Origin of the sequence: Streptomyces sp. NPDC050549 (genome assembly GCF_040655035.1) — a bacterium.
GTDB lineage: Bacteria > Actinomycetota > Actinomycetes > Streptomycetales > Streptomycetaceae > Streptomyces.
In genome coordinates, this window is record NZ_JBFAJD010000019.1 from 164,970 (window position 1) to 183,003 (window position 18,034).

Annotated in this window: 17 protein-coding genes and 3 pseudogenes; 12 read left to right on the forward strand and 8 right to left on the reverse strand. The window is 70.1% G+C overall.

Annotated features, from left to right (window positions below):
* The first annotated feature begins 15 nt into the window (after positions 1-15).
* The 4 genes from AB0I51_RS26925 to AB0I51_RS26940 all read left to right on the forward strand — a co-directional run bounded on the left by AB0I51_RS26925 (position 16) and on the right by AB0I51_RS26940 (position 4,938).
* Positions 16-1,236, forward strand: a complete 1,221-nt coding sequence (locus AB0I51_RS26925; protein ID WP_362979312.1) for a metallophosphoesterase — start codon at positions 16-18, stop codon at positions 1,234-1,236.
* A 591-nt stretch (positions 1,237-1,827) separates the two neighbouring features.
* Positions 1,828-2,970 (forward strand): ABC transporter substrate-binding protein, encoded by a 1,143-nt coding sequence (locus tag AB0I51_RS26930; RefSeq protein ID WP_362979313.1) that lies wholly within the window; start codon positions 1,828-1,830, stop codon positions 2,968-2,970.
* Positions 2,971-3,082: 112 nt separating this feature from the next.
* Positions 3,083-4,276 (forward strand): sensor histidine kinase, encoded by a 1,194-nt coding sequence (locus AB0I51_RS26935; RefSeq protein WP_362979315.1) that lies wholly within the window; start codon positions 3,083-3,085, stop codon positions 4,274-4,276.
* The gene (locus AB0I51_RS26940) at positions 4,273-4,938 is read left to right on the forward strand and encodes a response regulator transcription factor (RefSeq protein WP_362979317.1); all 666 of its coding nucleotides are present in this window, start codon (positions 4,273-4,275) and stop codon (positions 4,936-4,938) included. The genes AB0I51_RS26935 and AB0I51_RS26940 overlap by 4 nt, the downstream gene beginning before the upstream one ends.
* A gap of 476 nt (positions 4,939-5,414) precedes the next feature.
* Here AB0I51_RS26940 and AB0I51_RS26945 read toward each other — a convergent pair whose 3' ends face one another.
* From AB0I51_RS26945 to AB0I51_RS26955, 3 genes and pseudogenes are all read right to left on the reverse strand, one after another.
* Complete coding sequence (locus AB0I51_RS26945; RefSeq protein WP_362979319.1) at positions 5,415-5,552, reverse strand: hypothetical protein; 138 nt, start codon at positions 5,550-5,552, stop codon at positions 5,415-5,417.
* A 954-nt stretch (positions 5,553-6,506) separates the two neighbouring features.
* Positions 6,507-7,242 (reverse strand): annotated as a pseudogene (locus tag AB0I51_RS26950) (IS5 family transposase); the annotation flags it as partial.
* A gap of 211 nt (positions 7,243-7,453) precedes the next feature.
* Positions 7,454-8,086, reverse strand: coding sequence for a type III effector protein (locus AB0I51_RS26955; RefSeq protein WP_362979366.1), 633 nt, complete (start codon positions 8,084-8,086; stop codon positions 7,454-7,456).
* Positions 8,087-8,215: 129 nt separating this feature from the next.
* Between AB0I51_RS26955 and AB0I51_RS26960 the strand changes: the two genes are divergently transcribed.
* The 3 genes from AB0I51_RS26960 to AB0I51_RS26970 all read left to right on the forward strand — a co-directional run bounded on the left by AB0I51_RS26960 (position 8,216) and on the right by AB0I51_RS26970 (position 9,650).
* On the forward strand, positions 8,216-8,647 hold the full coding sequence (locus tag AB0I51_RS26960; protein WP_362979321.1) for an Hsp20/alpha crystallin family protein: 432 nt from the start codon (positions 8,216-8,218) through the stop codon (positions 8,645-8,647).
* Between the two features lie 103 nt (positions 8,648-8,750).
* The gene (locus AB0I51_RS26965) at positions 8,751-9,146 is read left to right on the forward strand and encodes a DUF2267 domain-containing protein (RefSeq protein WP_362979323.1); all 396 of its coding nucleotides are present in this window, start codon (positions 8,751-8,753) and stop codon (positions 9,144-9,146) included.
* Between the two features lie 60 nt (positions 9,147-9,206).
* Complete coding sequence (locus tag AB0I51_RS26970) at positions 9,207-9,650, forward strand: DUF2267 domain-containing protein (RefSeq protein ID WP_362979325.1); 444 nt, start codon at positions 9,207-9,209, stop codon at positions 9,648-9,650.
* A 181-nt stretch (positions 9,651-9,831) separates the two neighbouring features.
* On the opposite strand, the gene AB0I51_RS26975 is transcribed toward AB0I51_RS26970, so the two are convergent.
* Positions 9,832-10,596: a GIY-YIG nuclease family protein gene (locus AB0I51_RS26975; protein ID WP_362979326.1), complete on the reverse strand. Its 765-nt coding sequence runs from the start codon at positions 10,594-10,596 to the stop codon at positions 9,832-9,834.
* A gap of 926 nt (positions 10,597-11,522) precedes the next feature.
* On the opposite strand from AB0I51_RS26975, the gene AB0I51_RS26980 reads away from it, so the two are divergent.
* Positions 11,523-12,056 (forward strand): TerD family protein, encoded by a 534-nt coding sequence (locus AB0I51_RS26980; protein ID WP_362979368.1) that lies wholly within the window; start codon positions 11,523-11,525, stop codon positions 12,054-12,056.
* A gap of 86 nt (positions 12,057-12,142) precedes the next feature.
* Here AB0I51_RS26980 and AB0I51_RS26985 read toward each other — a convergent pair.
* From AB0I51_RS26985 to AB0I51_RS26995, 3 genes and pseudogenes are all read right to left on the reverse strand, one after another.
* Positions 12,143-12,358 (reverse strand): annotated as a pseudogene (locus AB0I51_RS26985) (site-specific integrase); the annotation flags it as partial.
* Positions 12,359-12,419: 61 nt separating this feature from the next.
* Positions 12,420-12,590 (reverse strand): annotated as a pseudogene (locus AB0I51_RS26990) (gfo/Idh/MocA family oxidoreductase); the annotation flags it as partial.
* A gap of 758 nt (positions 12,591-13,348) precedes the next feature.
* On the reverse strand, positions 13,349-14,314 hold the full coding sequence (locus tag AB0I51_RS26995) for a pirin family protein (protein ID WP_362979328.1): 966 nt from the start codon (positions 14,312-14,314) through the stop codon (positions 13,349-13,351).
* Positions 14,315-14,451: 137 nt separating this feature from the next.
* Here AB0I51_RS26995 and AB0I51_RS27000 point away from each other — a divergent pair, with 137 nt between their 5' ends.
* Genes AB0I51_RS27000 through AB0I51_RS27010 form a run of 3 tightly spaced genes read left to right on the forward strand, consistent with a single transcriptional unit; the run spans position 14,452 to position 15,773 of the window.
* Positions 14,452-14,934 (forward strand): MarR family transcriptional regulator, encoded by a 483-nt coding sequence (locus AB0I51_RS27000; protein ID WP_362979330.1) that lies wholly within the window; start codon positions 14,452-14,454, stop codon positions 14,932-14,934.
* Positions 14,931-15,377 carry a MarR family transcriptional regulator gene (locus AB0I51_RS27005; RefSeq protein WP_362979332.1) on the forward strand — a complete coding sequence of 149 codons (447 nt, stop codon included), beginning with the start codon at positions 14,931-14,933 and terminating at the stop codon, positions 15,375-15,377. Before AB0I51_RS27000 ends, AB0I51_RS27005 begins: the two co-directional genes overlap by 4 nt.
* 48 nt (positions 15,378-15,425) lie before the next feature.
* Positions 15,426-15,773 carry a tetratricopeptide repeat protein gene (locus AB0I51_RS27010; protein WP_019068407.1) on the forward strand — a complete coding sequence of 116 codons (348 nt, stop codon included), beginning with the start codon at positions 15,426-15,428 and terminating at the stop codon, positions 15,771-15,773.
* A 62-nt stretch (positions 15,774-15,835) separates the two neighbouring features.
* Here the strand turns inward: AB0I51_RS27010 and AB0I51_RS27015 are convergent, their stop codons facing one another.
* Positions 15,836-17,227 carry a PepSY domain-containing protein gene (locus AB0I51_RS27015; RefSeq protein ID WP_362979334.1) on the reverse strand — a complete coding sequence of 464 codons (1,392 nt, stop codon included), beginning with the start codon at positions 17,225-17,227 and terminating at the stop codon, positions 15,836-15,838.
* A gap of 159 nt (positions 17,228-17,386) precedes the next feature.
* On the opposite strand from AB0I51_RS27015, the gene AB0I51_RS27020 reads away from it, so the two are divergent.
* Positions 17,387-18,031 carry a peptide deformylase gene (locus tag AB0I51_RS27020; RefSeq protein ID WP_362979336.1) on the forward strand — a complete coding sequence of 215 codons (645 nt, stop codon included), beginning with the start codon at positions 17,387-17,389 and terminating at the stop codon, positions 18,029-18,031.
* The last annotated feature ends 3 nt before the right edge of the window (positions 18,032-18,034 follow it).

Below are 18,034 nucleotides of genomic sequence, written 5' to 3' on the forward strand. Positions count from 1 at the left end.
CCTAGAGTGGGACGCGTGACCGACACCAGTGACACCCTCCCCGTCGACAGCGAGGCGCACGCTCCACGGCGGAGCCCACTGCTCCGCCTGATGCGCTACCTCCCCCTGATCGCACCGGTCCTGCTGTGGGCCGTGCCCTGCGGGGTGCTCCTGTACACCGGCCAGCACTGGCCGCTGCCCGTCACGCTCGCCGCTACGGCCCTGTTCGTCCTCGGTCTGGTCGGGATGCCGCTCGCGATGATGCGCGGCCACGGCCGACGCCAGCAGGACCGGGTGGCGATCCTCGGTGACACCCTGCTGGGCGGCAGCTGGGTTCTGTTCACCTGGTCCGTTCTGCTCGGCGTCCTGCTGCGGCTCGCCCTGACCGTGGCCGGCGTCGGCGAGAGCCAGGACCGGGCCCGCATCGTCACCTGGGCCGTCCTCGGCACCACCGCCGCACTGCTCACCTGGGGATATGCCGAAGCCCGCCGCGTGCCACGCGTGCGCCGCCTCGACGTGCAACTCCCCCGGCTGGGCGCCGGGTTGGACGGTACTCGCGTCGCCCTCATCACCGACACCCACTACGGCCCGCTCGACCGCGCCCGCTGGTCGGAGCGGGTGTGCGAGACCGTGAACACGCTGGACGCCGACCTGGTCTGCCACACCGGCGACATCGCGGACGGCACGGCCGAACGCCGCCGCGCCCAGGCCGTCCCGCTCGGTACCGTGCAGGCCACCCGGGCCCGGGTCTACGTCACCGGCAACCACGAGTACTACAGCGAGGCCCAGGGCTGGGTCGACCTGATGGACGAGCTGGGCTGGGAGCCGCTGCGCAACCGCCATCTGTTGCTGGAACGCGGCGGCGACACCCTCGTGGTCGCCGGCGTGGACGACGTCACCGCCGAGTCCTCCGGCCTGCCGGGCCACCGCGCCCACCTCGCCGGAGCCCTGGACGGCGCCGACCCCGACCTGCCCGTCCTGCTCCTGGCCCACCAGCCCAAGTTCGTCGACCGGGCGGCAGCCGCGGGCATCGACCTCCAGCTCTCCGGCCACACCCACGGCGGCCAGATCTGGCCCTTCCACCACCTGGTCCGCCTCGACCAGCCCGCCCTGGCCGGCCTCAGCCGCCACGGCGCCCGCACCCTCCTCTACACCAGCCGAGGCACCGGCTTCTGGGGCCCGCCGTTCCGCGTCTTCGCCCCGAGCGAGATCACCCTGCTGGTGCTCCGTTCCCCGCAGCCTCCCACCGCGCCGTAGCCCCCGTCATCCAGTCCTCACGAGCCTGCACGATCTCTTCCCGGATGCGGCCGATCCAGTTCCAGAGCCCTTGCATCACGCGATGCTTCCGCAGGTCAGGGCCGTGCGAGTCACTCGAAGTCAGCAAAAGTCAGTATCACATCGTGCAGCTGCAGCACGCCGCATACGGGCTGCCATTGCCCAGACACACCACGCGGCGGACAGCGCAAGCGCCTTCTAAGCGCGTTCCCGATCACACAGTTGCTGACGAGCAATGAAGTGGCCAATGTTCCGGTTCGTGATCCGCCACCCTCACCGTGTGTCGCGCCTGACCAAACCCTTTGCTTGCTCGTTCTGCCCACGGCTCGCCGAGACAGCGGGGTATCCGGTCTGCCTGGATCACGGCGTGACCACGATCGAACACGCAGGTCGGCCAAAGGACCTGCTCGCCTCCGAGGTACCTCCGCCCTCGGTGCCGATGACGACCGTTCAACCGAACGGTTGAATCCGGTGACAGCCTTTGGTCGACGCGAAACAACGCAGTTCATCGGCATGATGGGCGCGCCGCCGCCTACAGAACGTGGCGGTGGATCCAGCAGGAGGACCCCCACGATGCCCAGGAACTTCAGCAGGCGCCGGCTGCTCACCACCGGAGCCGGTGTCGCCCTCGGCGGCGCCGCTGCCGTAGCGAACAATGCGCAGGCGACCGCGCCCGTCAGTGCCTCGCTCACCGGCGTTCGCGAGGAGACCCGCTCCATCGACGAGCTCTACGAGGCGGCCATGGCCGAAGGCGGCAAGCTCGTCCTCTATCAGGGCGGGGACGTCGACGGCCAGGCAGCGGGGGTGCGCGCCGCCTGGGCGGCGCGCTTCCCTGAGGTCCCGCTGACGGTCTCCGTGGACTACAGCAAGTACCACGACGTCCGTGTGGACAACCAGCTCGCGACCGACACTCTGGTCCCCGACGTCGTCCAGTTGCAGACGCTCCAGGACTTCATCCGCTGGAAGCAGGAGGGCAAGCTGCTGCGCTACAAGCCCGCCGGCTTCTCCAAGGTCCACAAGGGCTTCAAGGACCCGGACGGCACGTGGACGGCGCTGTTCGTCATCGCCTTCAGCTTCATGTACGACATCCAGGCCGCCGGGACGAACGCCCCCAAGACACCGCTGGACCTGCTCGACGAACGGTGGAAGGGCGCCATCGCCTCCTCGTACCCGAACGACGACGACGCGGTGCTGTACCTCTACTCCCTCTACCAGCAGAAGTACGGCTGGGACTGGGTGGCGAAGTTCGCCGCACAGCAGCCCCAGTTCGCCCGGGGTACGAACACCCCGGGTGCCGCGGTCAACGGCGGAGCGAAAACCATCGGAGTGGGCGGCTCGGGCAGCGCAGTCTCCACATCGACCACCGTGAAGTGGGTCGTACCGGCCGGCGACCACCCCTTCATGGCCTGGGGGCAGCGAGCCGCGATCCTGAAGAAGGCGGCGCACCCGGCCGCCGCGAAGCTGTACCTGAACTGGGTGCTCTCGGAGGAGCGCCAGATTGCCAGCTTCAACGGCTGGTCGGTACGTACGGACGTCACGCCGAACGCCGGCCTGAAGCCAGTGTGGGAGTTCCCGAACGCCCACGTCGACGGATTCCCCCGGTTCATGGAGGACCGCGCCGCGGCCGAACGGTTGCGGCAGACGTTCTCCCTCTACTTCGGTGAGGTCAAGGGCGATCCGTCGCCGGGCTGGCTCGGTCTGCACCCGGGGAGCTGACATCAGCGCGGGCACGGCCCCACCTGGACGTTTACAGCGTTCAAACAGGTCACGGCTTACACTTCTGGCCCTGTTGTCGCCTCCGCCCGGCCCGCCCCAGGGAGCCGCAGCCGTGCCCGCCGCCACTCTCGCTGTACGCCGGCCCTCCGCCTCCGCACGGTATCTCCCGCACCTGGTGTTCCTGGTCGCCGTCGTCGGCACCCTGGTGCGGCTCTTCGAGCTGAATGACGAGCTGTGCTGGCGCATCGCGCCGCCCACGGCCGCGCTGGCCCTGCTGTACGCGGCCGGACTGGCCCGGTGGGACCGGCTGAGCTCCTGGGCCCGGCCCGCCTGGCTCGGCCTTCTCCTGCTGCTGTGGTCCTGGGTGGCCTGGAACCTCCCGGCCCAACTCACCTTCGGGTACGCATGGCTGGCCGTGCCACTCGCCGTCCTCGCACTGCGCATGCCCACGCGCGCGGCACGGGCCATAGCGCTCGGTGTCCTCACGGCGCTGCTGGTTGCGTCCCTGCTGCGGCCCGCCGGCGGATTCGATCCCGATGTGCTGGCACCACCGGTCGCCGCTCTGTGGGCGACCGTGTTCCTCTACCGCGCCCAGCAGCGACTTACCCGCGAACTCGCCGCCACGAGGGGCGAGTTGGCCCGGCAACAGCAAGAAGCCGGGCGACTCGCCGAGCGCGCCCGCATCGCACGGGACCTGCACGACACCCTCGCCCAGGAACTCTCGGGCAGCCGCATGCTGCTCCAGGCCGCCGAACGGGACTGGGACCGCCGACCGGACGCCGCCCGGCGGCAGGTGCGGGCGGTGACCGGAGCTCTCGGCGAGCATCTCGCGCAGACCCGCGGCATCATCGACGACCTCACCCCACCCCTGCTCGCGCGGGACGGCCTGGAGGCGGCACTGCGCGACCTGTGCGCCCGGACCGGCTCCGCCGGGGCGCCCAGGATCACTTTCCGTACGGAGCACGAGCCCTGCTCGCTGCGCACAGATCAGGCCGTGGCCCTGCTGCGGGTCACTCAGGGAGCCCTGGCCAACGCCTGCGAACACGCGCGAGCCCGGAACGTACGCGTCACCCTCACCTACGGGGACAGGGCGACGGCCGCCGTCGAGGTCATGGACGACGGAGTGGGATTCGACACGACGGCCCCACTGCTGACCGGCAGCGGTCGCGGATTCGGACTGGCCGCGGCGCGTGACCGGCTGGCCCCGTTCGGAGGCACCCTCAGCATCGACAGCGAGCCCGGACGAGGTACCCGCGTACACGCGGCTCTGCGGGCCGGGGACCGCGTTGCGGTGGGCACCCGATGAGCGAGAGTCCCGGTTCCGCGCTGCGGATTCTGATCGTGGACGATCACATGGTCGTGCGAGCAGGTCTGCGTGCCCTGCTTGAGAGCGAACCCGGCTTTGCCGTCGTCGGCGAGACCGGCGACGGCATCGACGCGGTGCATCAGGTGGCTGATCTGCGCCCCGATGTGGTGCTGATGGACCTCCGGCTGTCGGACACCGGCGCGACGGGCAGCGTCATCGACGGCATCGAGGCGACCCGCCGGATCCTGGCCACCTCCACCGCTGCCCGGGTCGTCGTACTCACCAGCCACGGCCACCAGGCCGACGTCCTACGAGCCGTGGAGGCCGGCGCACGTGGCTACGTCCTCAAGGCGGGCCCTCCCGAGGAACTGTTCCGCGCCGTACGCGCAGCGGCGGTCGGAGGCATGACACTGGCACCGGAAGCCGCAGCACAGTTCGCCGGGGCTGCCTCCGACCCGGGTCCAGTACTGAGCGAGCGCGAGATCGAGGTCGTCCGGCTCCTGGCTCGCGGTCACACCAACCGGACGATCGCCGGCACTCTCCACCTGGCCGAGGCAACGATCAAGACCCACCTCGTCCGTATCTACCGCAAGCTCGGTACCGAGAACCGCGCCGGCACCGTCACAGAGGCCGCCCGACTCGGCCTGATCGAACTCGGCTGAGCCTGCCCCAGGCACGAGCGCCGGCCGATCCCCGCAATCGAAAGGATCGCACCGAACTCGTGACCATGGTCGCCATAGACCGCCCGCGGGTCTCGTGCACGGTTGGCCGTCACAATCGAGGTCAGCAGCCCGTCCTCGGCATGGTGATACTCATTTAGCGAGTGGAAGTGCCCGGTCCTCCGGCCCCCCTCGGCGAAGAGGTACGTTCGTCCGCGACGACCACCGCCAGTACTGCCGTCAATGCGGTGTTCTGTCTTGCGCGTCAGCGAATGGTGCCCTCGGGCCGGTCGAACAGGCCGAGTTCGTCCCTTCTCGGAAGAACCTCCCAGTCACCCCGGGTGGCCACGGCGAAAGCCGCGGTGGTGACGGCTTGGTGCAGACCGCGAGGATGTCCGCGCCGTGGAGGCGTCCGGACATTTATCCGGCCACGCAGGCGTCGGCCGCGCCGACTGGATCGGCCTGGTGGCCCGGTTCCGTCACGGCATCTCCCCTGTGGCCGTCTTGCGGAACACGGCAGCGTTAGCGCGGAGTTGGTCAAGGTTGCCGCCGTCGACCGCGTCCCCGGCGAGGGTCGAGCCGACGCCGACGGAGGGCACCCAGGTCCGGGTAGCCACGGACCGCCCGCGCGTCCACTCCCCCAACAGGCCCGAACGGCACGACGGAGAAGAGGTCCCGCAGGGCCCACCGGTAGCCGGGTCCGCCGAGCGATCCGGAGAAGAGCTTGATCGCGTCGGCGCCTCGTGCGCAGGGCCGCGACAGGATCCTTGCCACGCACGATCGCCAACAGACTGTGTGCTCGCAGCTGCCCGGCCGCGCGTCCTGACCGCGGCAGAACGCGAGCAGATCCGGGCCCTGGCCAGCGATCTCCCGGCCGTGTGGCGGGCGCCCACCACGACGGACACGGACCGCAAACAGCTGATGCGGCACCTGATCGAGAAGATCCGCGTGAGCGTCATCGATGACATCGAACGCGTCACCCTCCAGATCACCTGGGCCGGCGGCCACCGCACCGACGGCGAGACCGTCCGCCCCGTCGGCCGCCTGGACCAGCTCAGCTACTACCCTCAACTCGGCGCCCGCGCACGGGAGCTGGCCGCCGCCGGGCAGACCGCCCCCGCCATCGCGAGGATCCTCAACTCCGAGGGCTTCCGACCGCCCAAACGCCGCGACCACTTCGGCGCTCAAGGCGTCCGCCAGCTCCTGCGCGAACTGGGCTGCATCAGCTCGCAGGAACAGAGCCTGCGCCGAAACGCTCCACCCCTCGGTCCCGACGAGTGGTGGCCCAGCGACCTCGCCCGCGAGATCGGCATGCCCCGCGTCACCCTGTTCGGCTGGATCAAACACGGCTGGGTCACCGCCCACCAGCAAGACGACCGGCGCCGGTCCTGGGTGATTCACACCGATCGTGCCCAGGTCGAACGGCTCCGCCGCCCGCATGAACTGCCCCGCGGACACGGAGCACGCCAACCCTGGCTGTACCGACAGCGGATGACGACAATCCAGAACGAGACAGGAGCCCACGGCGATGACGACGAACCGCAGCTACAACAGCACTGCGGCTTGCTCATCTCGACCGTGTTGCGCTGCTGCTTTGCCTCGGCGTCGAAGACGGTCGGCCGTCCACCGGCGCGGCCTCGCCGCAGACGATGGCCGATCTGGTCGGACGGCTGGGGAATGACAGCGGGGGTCCCGCGTCGGCGGAGGCGATTTCGGATTGCGCGAGATGAGTTCGCGCGGTCCGCGAGCACGGTGTCGGGTCGGGTTCTCGGTCTTCCGGGGCCACATAGCGGCACACGGATCGCTGCCATGACAGCCTTGAAGGCCGGGGCATCGCCCCCTGGCCTGCGGTGACCCGAAGAGCCAGCGGCCGTGCACGGCTGGCGCCGGCGAGGTGGACCTTCGTACTCAGGCCAGCTCGGGAGCGTCCGAGGGCGTGTTCGTCAGGCTCGGCCCCGCCTGGAGCCCCTTTGTCCCAGTCCGAGCGGCGTGCTGGTGGGCTCGGCGGACGGTGGAGTCCACCGACAGGGTCCAGCCGACGTCGTCGCTGCCGTCCGCTGCTGACAGGACTGCCGCAAGGATCCGTTCCCAGGCGCCGTCCACGGCCCACCTGATCAGCCGCTCGTGGGCGGGCCTGGAACGCGCCGGGCTCGTCCGGCAGGTTCCGCCAGGGCGAGCAGGTGCGGTACTTCCACGCGATGGCCTCCAGAGTCCGACGGTGGTCGGCCCACCGCGGACCGGATCGGCCGGTATCAGCGGCTCGATCCGATCCAACATCGCATCAGTGATCACTATCCGAACAGACACATCCGATGAACTGACCGACTGGCCAAAGAGACACGCCGGCCGGTTCGAACTCGACATGAACTCCCACCTCGGCCTCGCCGCCGCAGTGGCCGCGCTGCCGAGCCCCCCGCACTCCGCCCGAGGTGGAGTCCGCACGGTCGGCTGCGGCCGGGTCGGCAACCGGAAGGCCACAGGCCCGGCGTCACCGGCGGGCGGCCGGCGTTGACTCGTACTACGGGAATGTGAGGGTGTCGAGCCGGGCGGCGAGGTCGGGGTGTGCGGCGGCCAGGTGGGGGCGGGTGGCCGTCAGCGGGGCGATGAGGTCGGCGGGGTCGTCGTGGGCGAGGGCCGCATGGAGTTCGCCGAGCGGGCGGCGGGCCGCGGCGGGCAGGTCGGTGAGTGCGCTGATCTGTCCGGCAAGACGTCGCAGGTCGGCTGCGTTGCGGCGGGCCCAGGCGGCGGCGGTGCGGTCGGCGGCGCGGGCCTGGCGGGTGGCCGTCACGCGCTGTTCGCCGGTGGTCCCGACAGGGCCGGGGCGGCCGCGCAGGTAGCGGCGCTCGGCGGCCTGGCGACTGGCGACGCCGAGGGGCGGGGCGAGGTCGGCCCAGCTGGCGCCCGCGTCGCGGGCGATTTCGATCAGGCCGGTCTCCCATCCGGCGAGCTGCTCGCGGACCTGCCGCAACAGCATCAGTGAGGCCAGGGCCTGCTCCGGGCCCGGCCCGGCATCGGAAGCATTCGGGGCCTCCTGCTGGGCTTCGCGCAAGGCGTCGTCTATGGCGTTGAGGGCCGCCGCGGCGGCGAGGAACGACGCCGGGCTGTGGGCGTCGGTGCCGGTCGTGGACGACGGCTGGTCGGCCGGGGTCACGGACACCTCCCTGGGGGTTGTCATCAAGATGATGACATCATGTTTGTCATCCATTGGATGACATGTTACAACGGTGTCAGTGAGGCGCATTGGCAGCAACTGCCTGAACCTGCTGGAGGTGTTTTCACGATGTTGATGCGCACTGACCCCTTCCGTGAGCTGGACCGGCTGACGCAGCAGCTGCTGGGCCCGGGAACCTGGTCGAGGCCGTCGGCGATGCCGATGGACGCCTACCGCGAGGGCGACCAGTACGTGGTGGTCTTCGACCTCCCCGGCGTTACCGCGGACGCGATCGACATCGACGTCGAACGGAACATGCTCACCGTCAAGGCCGAGCGCCGGCCGGTGACGAAGGCCGACGACGTGCAGATGGAACTGTCCGAGCGGCCGCTGGGCGTCTTCTCCCGCCAGATCGTGCTCGCCGACACCCTCGACACCGAGCACATCAAGGCCGACTACGACGCGGGCGTGCTCACCCTGCGCATCCCGATCGCCGAGCGTGCCAAGCCCCGCAAGATCTCCATCGGCGTCGGGACCGGCCACAAGGAGATCTCCGGCTGACACTGGCCGGACCGGTGCGGAGGACGGGCACCTGATCTCCCCCTCACCCCGTCCTCCTCACCCCCGTGGGCAGTTTGAAGAACAAGAAGGGGTGGCGGCCGAGATGACACCGCGACGCGAAGTGTTTCTCGACCACGTCAAGGAACGTGGCGAGTACGGCACTGTGGAGGAAGCCGAGCGCGCGGCCCGTGTGGTACTCGCCCTGCTCGGCGCACACCTGGTCGGGGATGTCCGCGCCCTGCTCGCGGCACGCCTGCCGGAGGAATTCGCCCTTGCCCTGCTCAACCCGCTGCAGAGCGCCGAGCCGTTGCCGCCGGAGCGGTTCGTGCGGGCGACCGCCGCCCGGATCGAGGGTGCCACCGAGCAGACCGCGACCTGGGACGTCAGCGCCGTGCTGTCCACGGTCGCCGACACCTCCGGCGACGACCTACTGGGGCAGATCCTGCTCCAGCTCCCCGTCGGCTACGACCTTCTCTTCGGCCGCCCCCAACCCACCTGACCACCGGTGCCGCACAACGGCACCCACCCGACCCTGGCTTGACGAAAGGCATCCACCGCAGTGATCACCGACGTGCGCGTACCGCTTGAGCACCAGCAGCCGTACTCGACGGCGTATGAGCAGATGCTGGAGAAGGTCCGCTACGAAGGCGCCTACCCCAACCGCGAGCGAGCAGACGAAGCCGTCCGCCTGGTCCTGGCAGGGCTGGGGCGCCAGCTGACCGGCGACGAACGCGTCGACCTGGCCGCCTGCCTGCCCCTGGAGGCCGCCCGCGTCCTGGCCGCGCAGATTCCCGGCCCGCAGCCGCTGGGAGGCTGGGACTTCGTCAAGGACCTCGCCACCCGCTCCGGCGCCTCCCTGGCCACCACCCGCTGGGACACCGGATCCGTCTTCGCCGCCGTCACCGCCCACGCCGGCCCCGGCCTGATCACCCGCATCCTCCACCAGCTCCCCGCCGGCTGGGCCCTCCTGTTCGGCCAAGCCGAACTCAACCCGACCGCGTAGAACGGACACCCGGCACCCAGTGCCGCAGCAGGGCCCACCCCGATCCCCCGGGCTGGCTCGCTCGGTGAAGTCCCCCGATCCGCGCGATCGGGGGACTCCCGCCTTTGCTGCTCGCCCTCCCGGCCCGTCGACCACTCCTCGTCCCACCCTCTCGCCAGCCGGATGCGCGACCCAGGAAAGATCACTCACTGCCGCCCCCGCCTGCGTCTACGTAACAGGTTCGACGAGCGGTCACCTCGATAGCAGCTGAAGGGAGGGAGACGCCGGCGCGATCTCCAGCGAAGACCACGAAGCGCGACCTGTGATTGCTGAAACGCTTCAGACGCAGGTGAGGTCCTGAAGTCGACGGAGCCGGAATCCGCGCAATTTGTTGACCGTGGTCGAGTACGGCCATCCATTCCACAGTGCCGCCCGACGCGGTGGCCGGAGGCAAGTGCAGTGTCAGGTGAAGTTCACCGGGGATGACGGCTGCCGTCAGGGGCGGAGGTGCCGCTGGTACCTGGGTAGGAGCCACGCCACGCGGAGGGGGCGATTTGCGTTGAGCGAGCAGTGCGGCTCGGATGCGGCTGGCCTTCTGTCGGGCGTGATCCTGCGCCGCGTCCTGTTCGATCAACGCGTGGTTCTCTGAGTACAACTCCTCGTGCAGGGCGTCAAACATCGACAGTCGCTCCGGCCCGAGTTCAAACCACTCGCCGCGGAGGTGCTGCCGGGCGAAGATGCGGTGCAGTGCTTCTTCGAGGCCGGGTCCAGCCTCAGCCCACCAAAGGATCTTCAAAGGTAGCGGGCAGCCCACTTGGATCTCTGACAGGCGACGTTCCAGGCGGCCCGTGGTGTAACCGATCTTGACGTTCAGCGCGTCGGCCGTCCCGATCGCGTAGACGTACATCGAGTCGTACGGGGGTCCCAGGAACGCGCCTGTCGCCGGGTCTGTCTCGTAAATATCCACTCTGTCCCCTCCGATCGGCACCGTAGCGCGCAGCGGTGACATCCCCGGCCGCTCAACCTTCGATGGCAACGATCAAGATTCGATGGGACAGGACAACCCCTCTGTCCTACCGCCCCTGTGACGCCGAGCCCTTCGGCGAGGCGCGATGAATCGAGCCTTCACCAATGATCTCCGGCCGGGCCAAATCGCGGATTCTGCGGGCCCTCTCCCTCACGGCCCGAACACCCGGAGTACCCACCACTCCCCGGCTGGTCGCGGGCGACGGCCACGGAGCCCCGATCGAACTGCTCGGTGTCCCCGATTCCCTGCCATATCTGGCGCAGGCCCTCGACGCACCCGTCGAAGGCCTCGGGGACCGCGCCTCGCCCCCGAACGACCGGTATGGGTCCGCTCGGTCCACTCCGACCCTCGCCCACCGGACCTCACCGACGCGCAGGGGGCTCCCGTCGGCCGCCGCCTGGTGGCCGCCACAGGGATGGCCCCGGACGGCGATCCGGACGCCTGCCGGTGGATCGCCCTACGCAACCAGCCCCGTCAGGTGCGCGTCGTGGCCACCCTCATCCGTGAGAACGGCAGCCTCCACAACGCCTACCGCGACGCCTTCCGCCTGCAGACCGAGTGCCAACGCCTCGCCGCCGAACTGGGCAGGCATGCTGCTCGCCATCACTGCCGGCAGCGGCACGGTGACCTCCTTCCGCGTCGAGGGACGGCAGCTGAAGGATCGGCGGGTCCTGGACTCCGGCGGCGAGTTCCCGGCAAGCATCACGGTGCACGGCACGCTCGCGTACGTCATGAACGCGGGCGGCGAGGGCCGCCTCCAGGGCTTCAAGGCGCCGCACGAGGCTTCAACAGGATGGCCGAGAGCCATACTTGCCCATACGGGGGCCATCCCGTGGTGGCTTGAAATGAGAGAGGCAGCAATTCCGGTGAGCAGCGACAGCCATGGAGTCGGGAAGGCCGAGGTCCGACTCAAATGGGACCCGAGTCCCTGGGATCAGCCGCCTCACCATCTCGACATAATCGCCGCGACCTACTCGACGGATGCCCCCTACGGGCGGCCGGTGTACGTCGTCCACTTCGACAGCCGCTCACCGGACGGCACCATCAACATGAGCCGGCACAGCCAAACCGGTCAGGGCTTCGGCTACGTCGAAGCGATGACCCTTGAGCTCGATCGTCTCGCCCCCTCCTTCGCACGGGTGGTGGTGGGTGTGGCGATCCACCAGAACAGCGGTCCAAAAACCTTCGGCCGCATATCGAACGCCGGAGTTCTGGTTGTCGAGGGGTATACGGAGCTGCTGAAGGACGACTTCGCACAGCTCTCCGGATACACCGCCGCGACGGTCGCGGAGTTCACCAGGGACGCCTCCGGTACGTGGGAGTTCCACGAGATGGTCCGAGGATTCGACAGCAACCCCGTGCTCTTCGCCGCCGAGATGGGCAGCACCCCCCAGACCTGACCAGGCAGCAGCGCACAAAGCGCACGACCGTCACAGTACCGCCCTCATGAACCCGTGGAACCGGAGCACCGAACACCCCCAAAGCATCACCTTCTCGGCCAGCTCCACTCGCCCGACTCCGGCGGCTGGCCGTAGGCGCTCAGAAGCCTTTCGATGCGCTGGTCGTTGACGGACTGCCGGTCGTACAGGCACTTCGCGTACCGGCTCAGCAGGACCTCGACGCTGTTGCCGGCCCGCTGGGCGACCTCGGCCGGGTCCGCGCCCGCGCACAGCCACGTCGAGAGGGCCGAGTGCCGCAGGTCGCTTGCCCGCCCTCAACGAGGCCTCCGCCTGCGGGACATGGAGCACGTTCGGCGTGCACACGTGCACCACCCGGACGCTGTCGTCGGCGAGCACCGCCGCGAAGTCGGGACACCGGCCGGGCACCCCGCACTCCTCGGCAACCCGCGCGCTGCGCCCGGGCGTCGACGCCACCACTCCGGCCAGTCCACCTCCGGCGGCGCGGATCACCGTGGCGTGTACGGCACCGATCATGCCGGTACCGACCACCACCACACGCAGCCCGTCCCCCACCGTGCGCCTCCGTCGTCGCGTCCATGACGCGAGCCTGCGCCCGACGAACGCGGAGGCCAAGGCCGGGGTTCCGAACGGCGGACCACCGACCCGGTTGCGCGGGCCGACGATGGCGACGCTGCACCCCACCGATGGCGAGACCCGGTGCCGGGAGCCGTTCGTTCGCGGGTCCGGGCGGCCCTGCGGAGGACTTCAAGAAGATCTTTCCGTTCCACCGGCTTCGCGCATCGCACCCCGACCTGTACGAGCCCGTCTCCGACTCCAGCCATGCCCAGCTCACAGTCAAGATCCGGACCATATGCGGGCCAGAGCGCGCCACCTCTGATTCAAGCCCGTATTCGTACTGTTCAGGGTCATGCGCGCAGTGCACCACCAGCAGACCAAGAACCTGCTGGGCACAACATCCGAAGCGGGCACCGAGGACTGCCGAGCCAAGGCATCATCGTTCTCACGTCTTGTCAGTACCCGCCAATCGCGAGACATCCAGGCGCCACCGGAGTCCGCGCACCACTTGCAGCCAACGACTGACACGCCATCAGGGAAGTCAGCAAGCGGACTGCCACAGCCGCCCCCACACATCCACATCACGGAATCGACGCCTCGCCCGCACCGACCCCTCAATCCCCGGCCCTCGCGTAACCTCCGGCGCCGCCCGGGCGCCGAAGACGGAAGTGCACGCACCCCCGCCCTGGCCAACCCCATCGGCGCATCTCAGCAGGTCAGCGCACTCTCCCCCGCGGCTTCAACGCCAGCGGAGGCAGTTCAGGAGCCGGCAGCGGCGCCCCGTCGTACCCCTTCACCTCGCCGAACCGCGCCCCTGTCATCCAGTCCTCACGAGCCTGCACGATCTCTTCCTGGGTGCGGCCGATCCAGTTCCAGAACATGATCAGCTCCTCCTCGAACGGCTCGCCCCCCAGCAGCATCAGGCCCGCGTCCGACGCGGCGCGCAGCGGGAGTTCGGTGCGGCCGCAGCCGAGGTAGAGCATCGAGCCGGGGAAGACCGGGACGCCGTCGACGTGGGCCTCGCCGGACATGGCCAGGACGGCGTACTCGAAGTCCGGTTCCAGCGGCAGGCGTACGTCCGCGCCGGCCGCGAGGGCCAGGTCCGCGCCGACGATCGGGGTGTACGTCGTGCCGGGCGAGGTCGCTCCGTCGACGTCGCCGAGAACGATCGTGGCGCGCAGGCCCGGCGCCGTGACGACCGGCAGCTCGGCGTGGTGCTCGAAGCGCGGCTCGACATGGCGGTCGCTGTCGGGGAGGGCGACCCACAGCTGCGCGCCGTGCAGGAACCGGGCGTGCGTCTTCGGGCTCTGCTCGGCGTGGCTGATCGCGCGGCCGGAGGTCATGAGGCCCAGTTCGCGCGGGCGGATCGTCGCGACGCTGCCGGTGGAGTCGCGGTGCAGCACCTCGCCCTCGTGCAGCCAGCTGACGGTCTGCAGACCCATGTGGGGGTGTGGCGGCACCTGCATGCCGGGCTCGTCGGCGATGTCGTCGGGGCCGTAGTGATCGACGAAACACCATGCGCCGACCATGCGGCGGCCCAGATTGGGCAGCAGCCGGCGGACTTCGGTGGATTCGCCGAGCTGGACCTTGCGAGGGCTGAGGAGTTCACGGACGGGCTCCGCCACCACGAAACCGCGGCCGCCGCACAGGGCCGGAACCGCTTCGCGATCAAGATTGCTCATGGCGACAACCTAGTCCCGTCGAAGCGGTTCCGTCAGTCCGTCGATCGCCGGTCCGTCCCCCGGGGCCGTTCCCTCGCCCTCGCACCCGGTTCGAAAAATAGTAGCCATGGACATAGTATCCATGTACTCTATAGGGCGTGAGTACGGCATCCGAGGGCGCGACGCCCGGTTTCCTGGTCTGGCGACTGTCGATGAAGTGGCGTGTGGCGGTCGACCGCGCGGTGGCACCCCTGGGACTGACCCATGCGCAGTACTCCCTGGTGGCGTCGCTGTACGGCATGCAGCGCTCCGGGCTGCGCCCCAGCCAGCGCCACCTCGCCGACCGCACCGGACTCGAAGCCCTCTATGTGTCGAAGCTGGCCCGCGCCCTGGAGTCGGCGGGTCTCGTCGAGCGCACCCGGGACCCCCGCGATCCGCGCGCGGTCCAACTGGCCCTCAACGACGAGGGCCGCGAGGTGACCCGGCGGGCGATCAAGGTCGTCCACGGTCTCCTGCAGCAACTGCTGGAGCCGCTCGGCGGTCTCGACAGCGAACGGGCCCGGGAGTTCAGCCGGGACCTGGCGACCCTGCTCGACACACCCCTCAACCCCGCGAGTGAGCACGAGAAGGAGCAGCCATGACCACCACTACCGCGACCCCCGCCGACGCCCGCACGCTCGGCCTGGCCCACTACGCCGCCCGCGCCGTGCTGGAGGGCGTCCTCGCCCGCCACGGCCTCGGCTTCCAGCAGCAGATCGTCCTGCGCCCGGTCGCCCTCGCCGCCGGGCCCGTCGACCGCGGACGGCTCGCCGCGGACACCGTGGCGGCCCTGAAGGTGGACGCGGACTCCGCGGAAGGCACCATCGACGAACTGATCACGGCCGGACTGCTCAGGACGGACGCGTCCGACGTGCGGATCACGGACGCCGGCCGGGAGCTGTACGAGCGGATCACGAAGGAGACCGGCGCGGCGAGCGCGAGGATCTGGGGCGACATCCCCGAGGCGGACCTCGTGACCACCGGCCGGGTGCTGACCCTGATCACCGAGCGCGCCAACGCCGAACTGGCCGCCATGACGAAGTAGTGGAATATTCAACCAACAAGGTCCGTTGTGTGGGTCGAAGGAGGTCAAGTGGACATGACGTACTACGACCACGGAACACCGGCGGAGCGTTGGGAGCGCGCGCAGATGTTCTTCGACGCCAAGGACTACGCCGCTGCGGCCCGGGTGCTGGGCGGGCTGGTCGAGGAGGTGCCGGAGCAGACCGGACCGCGCCTGCTGCTGGCGCGCGCCTACTACCACTCGGCCCAACTCCGGCGCGCCGAGACCGAGTTGCGGGTCCTGGTGGAGCGTGACCCGGTCGAGCACTACGCGCGGCTGATGCTGGGCCGCACGCTGGAGCGGCAGGGCCGGCACGAGGAGGCGGGTTCGCATCTGCGGATCGCCTCGGCGCTCGCGGGCGACTTCGAGCAGGTCTGAGACGCGTTGACGCGCGGAGGGGCCCGGTTCCGTGACGGAACCGGGCCCCTCCGCATATGCCGCTACTTCGCGTACGTCCGGCGGCCCTTGCGATGGGCCACCTCGCCCAGCACCACGTCCACCGCGATGAACACGGCCAGCGGGATGCCCAACAGCGGGACGAAATAGCCGAGTACGGCGATCGCCCCCAAGCACGGGACGAGGACCAGCGGTGACAGCTGTGCCCAGGCGCCGCGCGGGATCGGGCGGCCGAAGGAGGAACCCCGGCCCCGCTGCCACCACATGCGGTAGCCCCACACGATCAGCAGGATCAGGGAGAGGGCGAGCAGCATCAGGGCTATCTGGTTGGCCAGGCCGAACAGGACACCGGTGTGCAGGTCGATGCCCCAGCGGGTCAGTTTGGCGAGCAACGGGTAGTCGGCGAAGCGGAGTTCGTCGGTCACCTTGCCGGTGGTGGGGTCGACGGCGACCGCGTCCTGTTTCTCGGGCCAGCTGCGCTGGACCTGTTTGACGACGTACGTCGAGTCGGCGTCGGCGGGCGGGACGATCTCGACGGGGTTGCCCAGCCCCTCGGCGCGCGCTGCGGCAAGGATCTTGTCCAGGCCCACTCCGTGTTCGGCGTCGCCGGTCGCGGTGGAGCCGCCGTGGCCCACGTGCTCACCGCTCGCGGCGGCGGACACCGAGGGCGTGGACTGGCCCAGGGATGTGCGGAGTTCGTCGATGTTGGCGCCCGCGTACGTCGACCAGGTCAGTCCGGTCGCCGACAGGAAGATGAAACCGGCGGCGGCCCAGACGCCCACCGTGCCGTGCAGGCCGAGGGTGCGGCGCCGGCCGCTGGTGCCGCGCAGCTTGCGCAGGGCGCGGCGGCGGGAGAACCACAGCACCAGGCCGCCGGCCGAGATGACCCACAGCCAGCTCGCGGCGAACTCGCTGTACAGGCGGCCGGTTTCACCGAGGTTCAGATTGCGGTGGAGGTCGTCGATCCAGGTGCGCAGCGGGAGCGCGCCGGTCGAGCCGTACTGTTCCAGCGCGCCGCGCACCTTCCCGGTGTACGGGTCGACGAACACCGCGAGGGTGTGGTCGGAGCGGACGCCCTCGACGCCGGAGAGCATGACGCGGGTGGTGGCGCCGGCCTCCGGGGAGGGCCGGACCGCCGAGACCGTGCCCTCGGGGTGTGCCTTGCGGGCGGCGGCCACCTGCTGCGAGATCGGCAGCTCACGGTCGCCGACGGGCACGGTCAACTCATGGGCGTACACGATCCGTTCGGCCTGGAAGGCGCCGGCGTACAGGAAGCCGGTGGTGGCGGCGACGAGCAGGAACGGGGCGACGAGCACTCCGGCGTAGAAGTGCAGGCGCAGGATCAGGGGGCGGAGCGGGGCCCAGCGGCTGGGGGACGGTGCCGGGGCGGGCTCCTGCGGGACCTCGGCCGGGGCTGTCGAGGGAGCGGTGGACATGGGCGGGCTTCTCCGGGAGGCAGGGGACGAGGAGATGGGCGGGGGTGTGTCGTAGCCGTAGTGGTCCAGTAGTCGGCGGGTGAAGGCACCGAGTTCCCGCGGGTCCGAGTGGCGTGCGTCACGTTCGGGCCGCGGTGGAGACCGTGGCATCCTGGCGCGATGGCACTTACCAGTGATCGCGCGCCCCTGGCCGAGCGGGTGGAGGAACTCCTCGCCGCCGGCGGCCCGTTGCCCATCGTCTCGGCCGGTGACCCGGTGCTCAGGCGCGGGACCGAGCCGTTCGACGGCCAGTTGGCGCCCGCGCTGCTGGCCCGGTTCGTCGAGGCGCTCCGCGTGACCATGCACGCGGCGCCGGGCGTGGGCGTCGCGGCCCCGCAGGTCGGGGTGGAGCTGCGGATCGCGGTGATCGAGGATCCGGCGCCGGTGCCGGACGAGGTGCGGGTGGTGCGCGGACGAGTGCCGCAGCCGTTCCGGGTGCTGGTCAATCCGTCGTACGAGCCGGTCGGCGACGGCCGGGCCGCCTTCTTCGAGGGGTGCCTGAGCGTCCCGGGCTGGCAGGCCGTGGTGGCGCGGTACGCCGAGGTGCGGCTGACCGGGCAGGACGAGTATGGGCGGGCGGTGGACGAGGTGTTCACCGGGTGGCCCGCGCGGATCGTGCAGCACGAGACGGACCATCTCGACGGGCTGCTCTACCTGGACCGGGCCGAGCTGCGCTCGCTGTCGTCCAACGAGGCGATGGCGGAGCGCTGGGCGCAGCCGACCCCGATCGAGGCGTCGGCTGCGCTCGGCTTTCAACTGCCGTAGGAA

Bases quoted from the DNA above. Each gene is read 5' to 3' on its own strand.
- AB0I51_RS26960 (WP_362979321.1), top strand. From the start codon at position 8,216: ATGTTGATGCGCACTGACCCCTTCCGTGAGCTGGACCGGCTGACGCAG.
- AB0I51_RS27020 (WP_362979336.1), top strand. From the start codon at position 17,387: ATGGCACTTACCAGTGATCGCGCGCCCCTGGCCGAGCGGGTGGAGGAA.
- AB0I51_RS27005 (WP_362979332.1), top strand. From the start codon at position 14,931: ATGACCACCACTACCGCGACCCCCGCCGACGCCCGCACGCTCGGCCTG.
- AB0I51_RS26930 (WP_362979313.1), top strand. From the start codon at position 1,828: ATGCCCAGGAACTTCAGCAGGCGCCGGCTGCTCACCACCGGAGCCGGT.
- AB0I51_RS27015 (WP_362979334.1), bottom strand. From the start codon at position 17,227: ATGTCCACCGCTCCCTCGACAGCCCCGGCCGAGGTCCCGCAGGAGCCC.
- AB0I51_RS26965 (WP_362979323.1), top strand. From the start codon at position 8,751: ATGACACCGCGACGCGAAGTGTTTCTCGACCACGTCAAGGAACGTGGC.
- AB0I51_RS26995 (WP_362979328.1), bottom strand. From the start codon at position 14,314: ATGAGCAATCTTGATCGCGAAGCGGTTCCGGCCCTGTGCGGCGGCCGC.
- AB0I51_RS26940 (WP_362979317.1), top strand. From the start codon at position 4,273: ATGAGCGAGAGTCCCGGTTCCGCGCTGCGGATTCTGATCGTGGACGAT.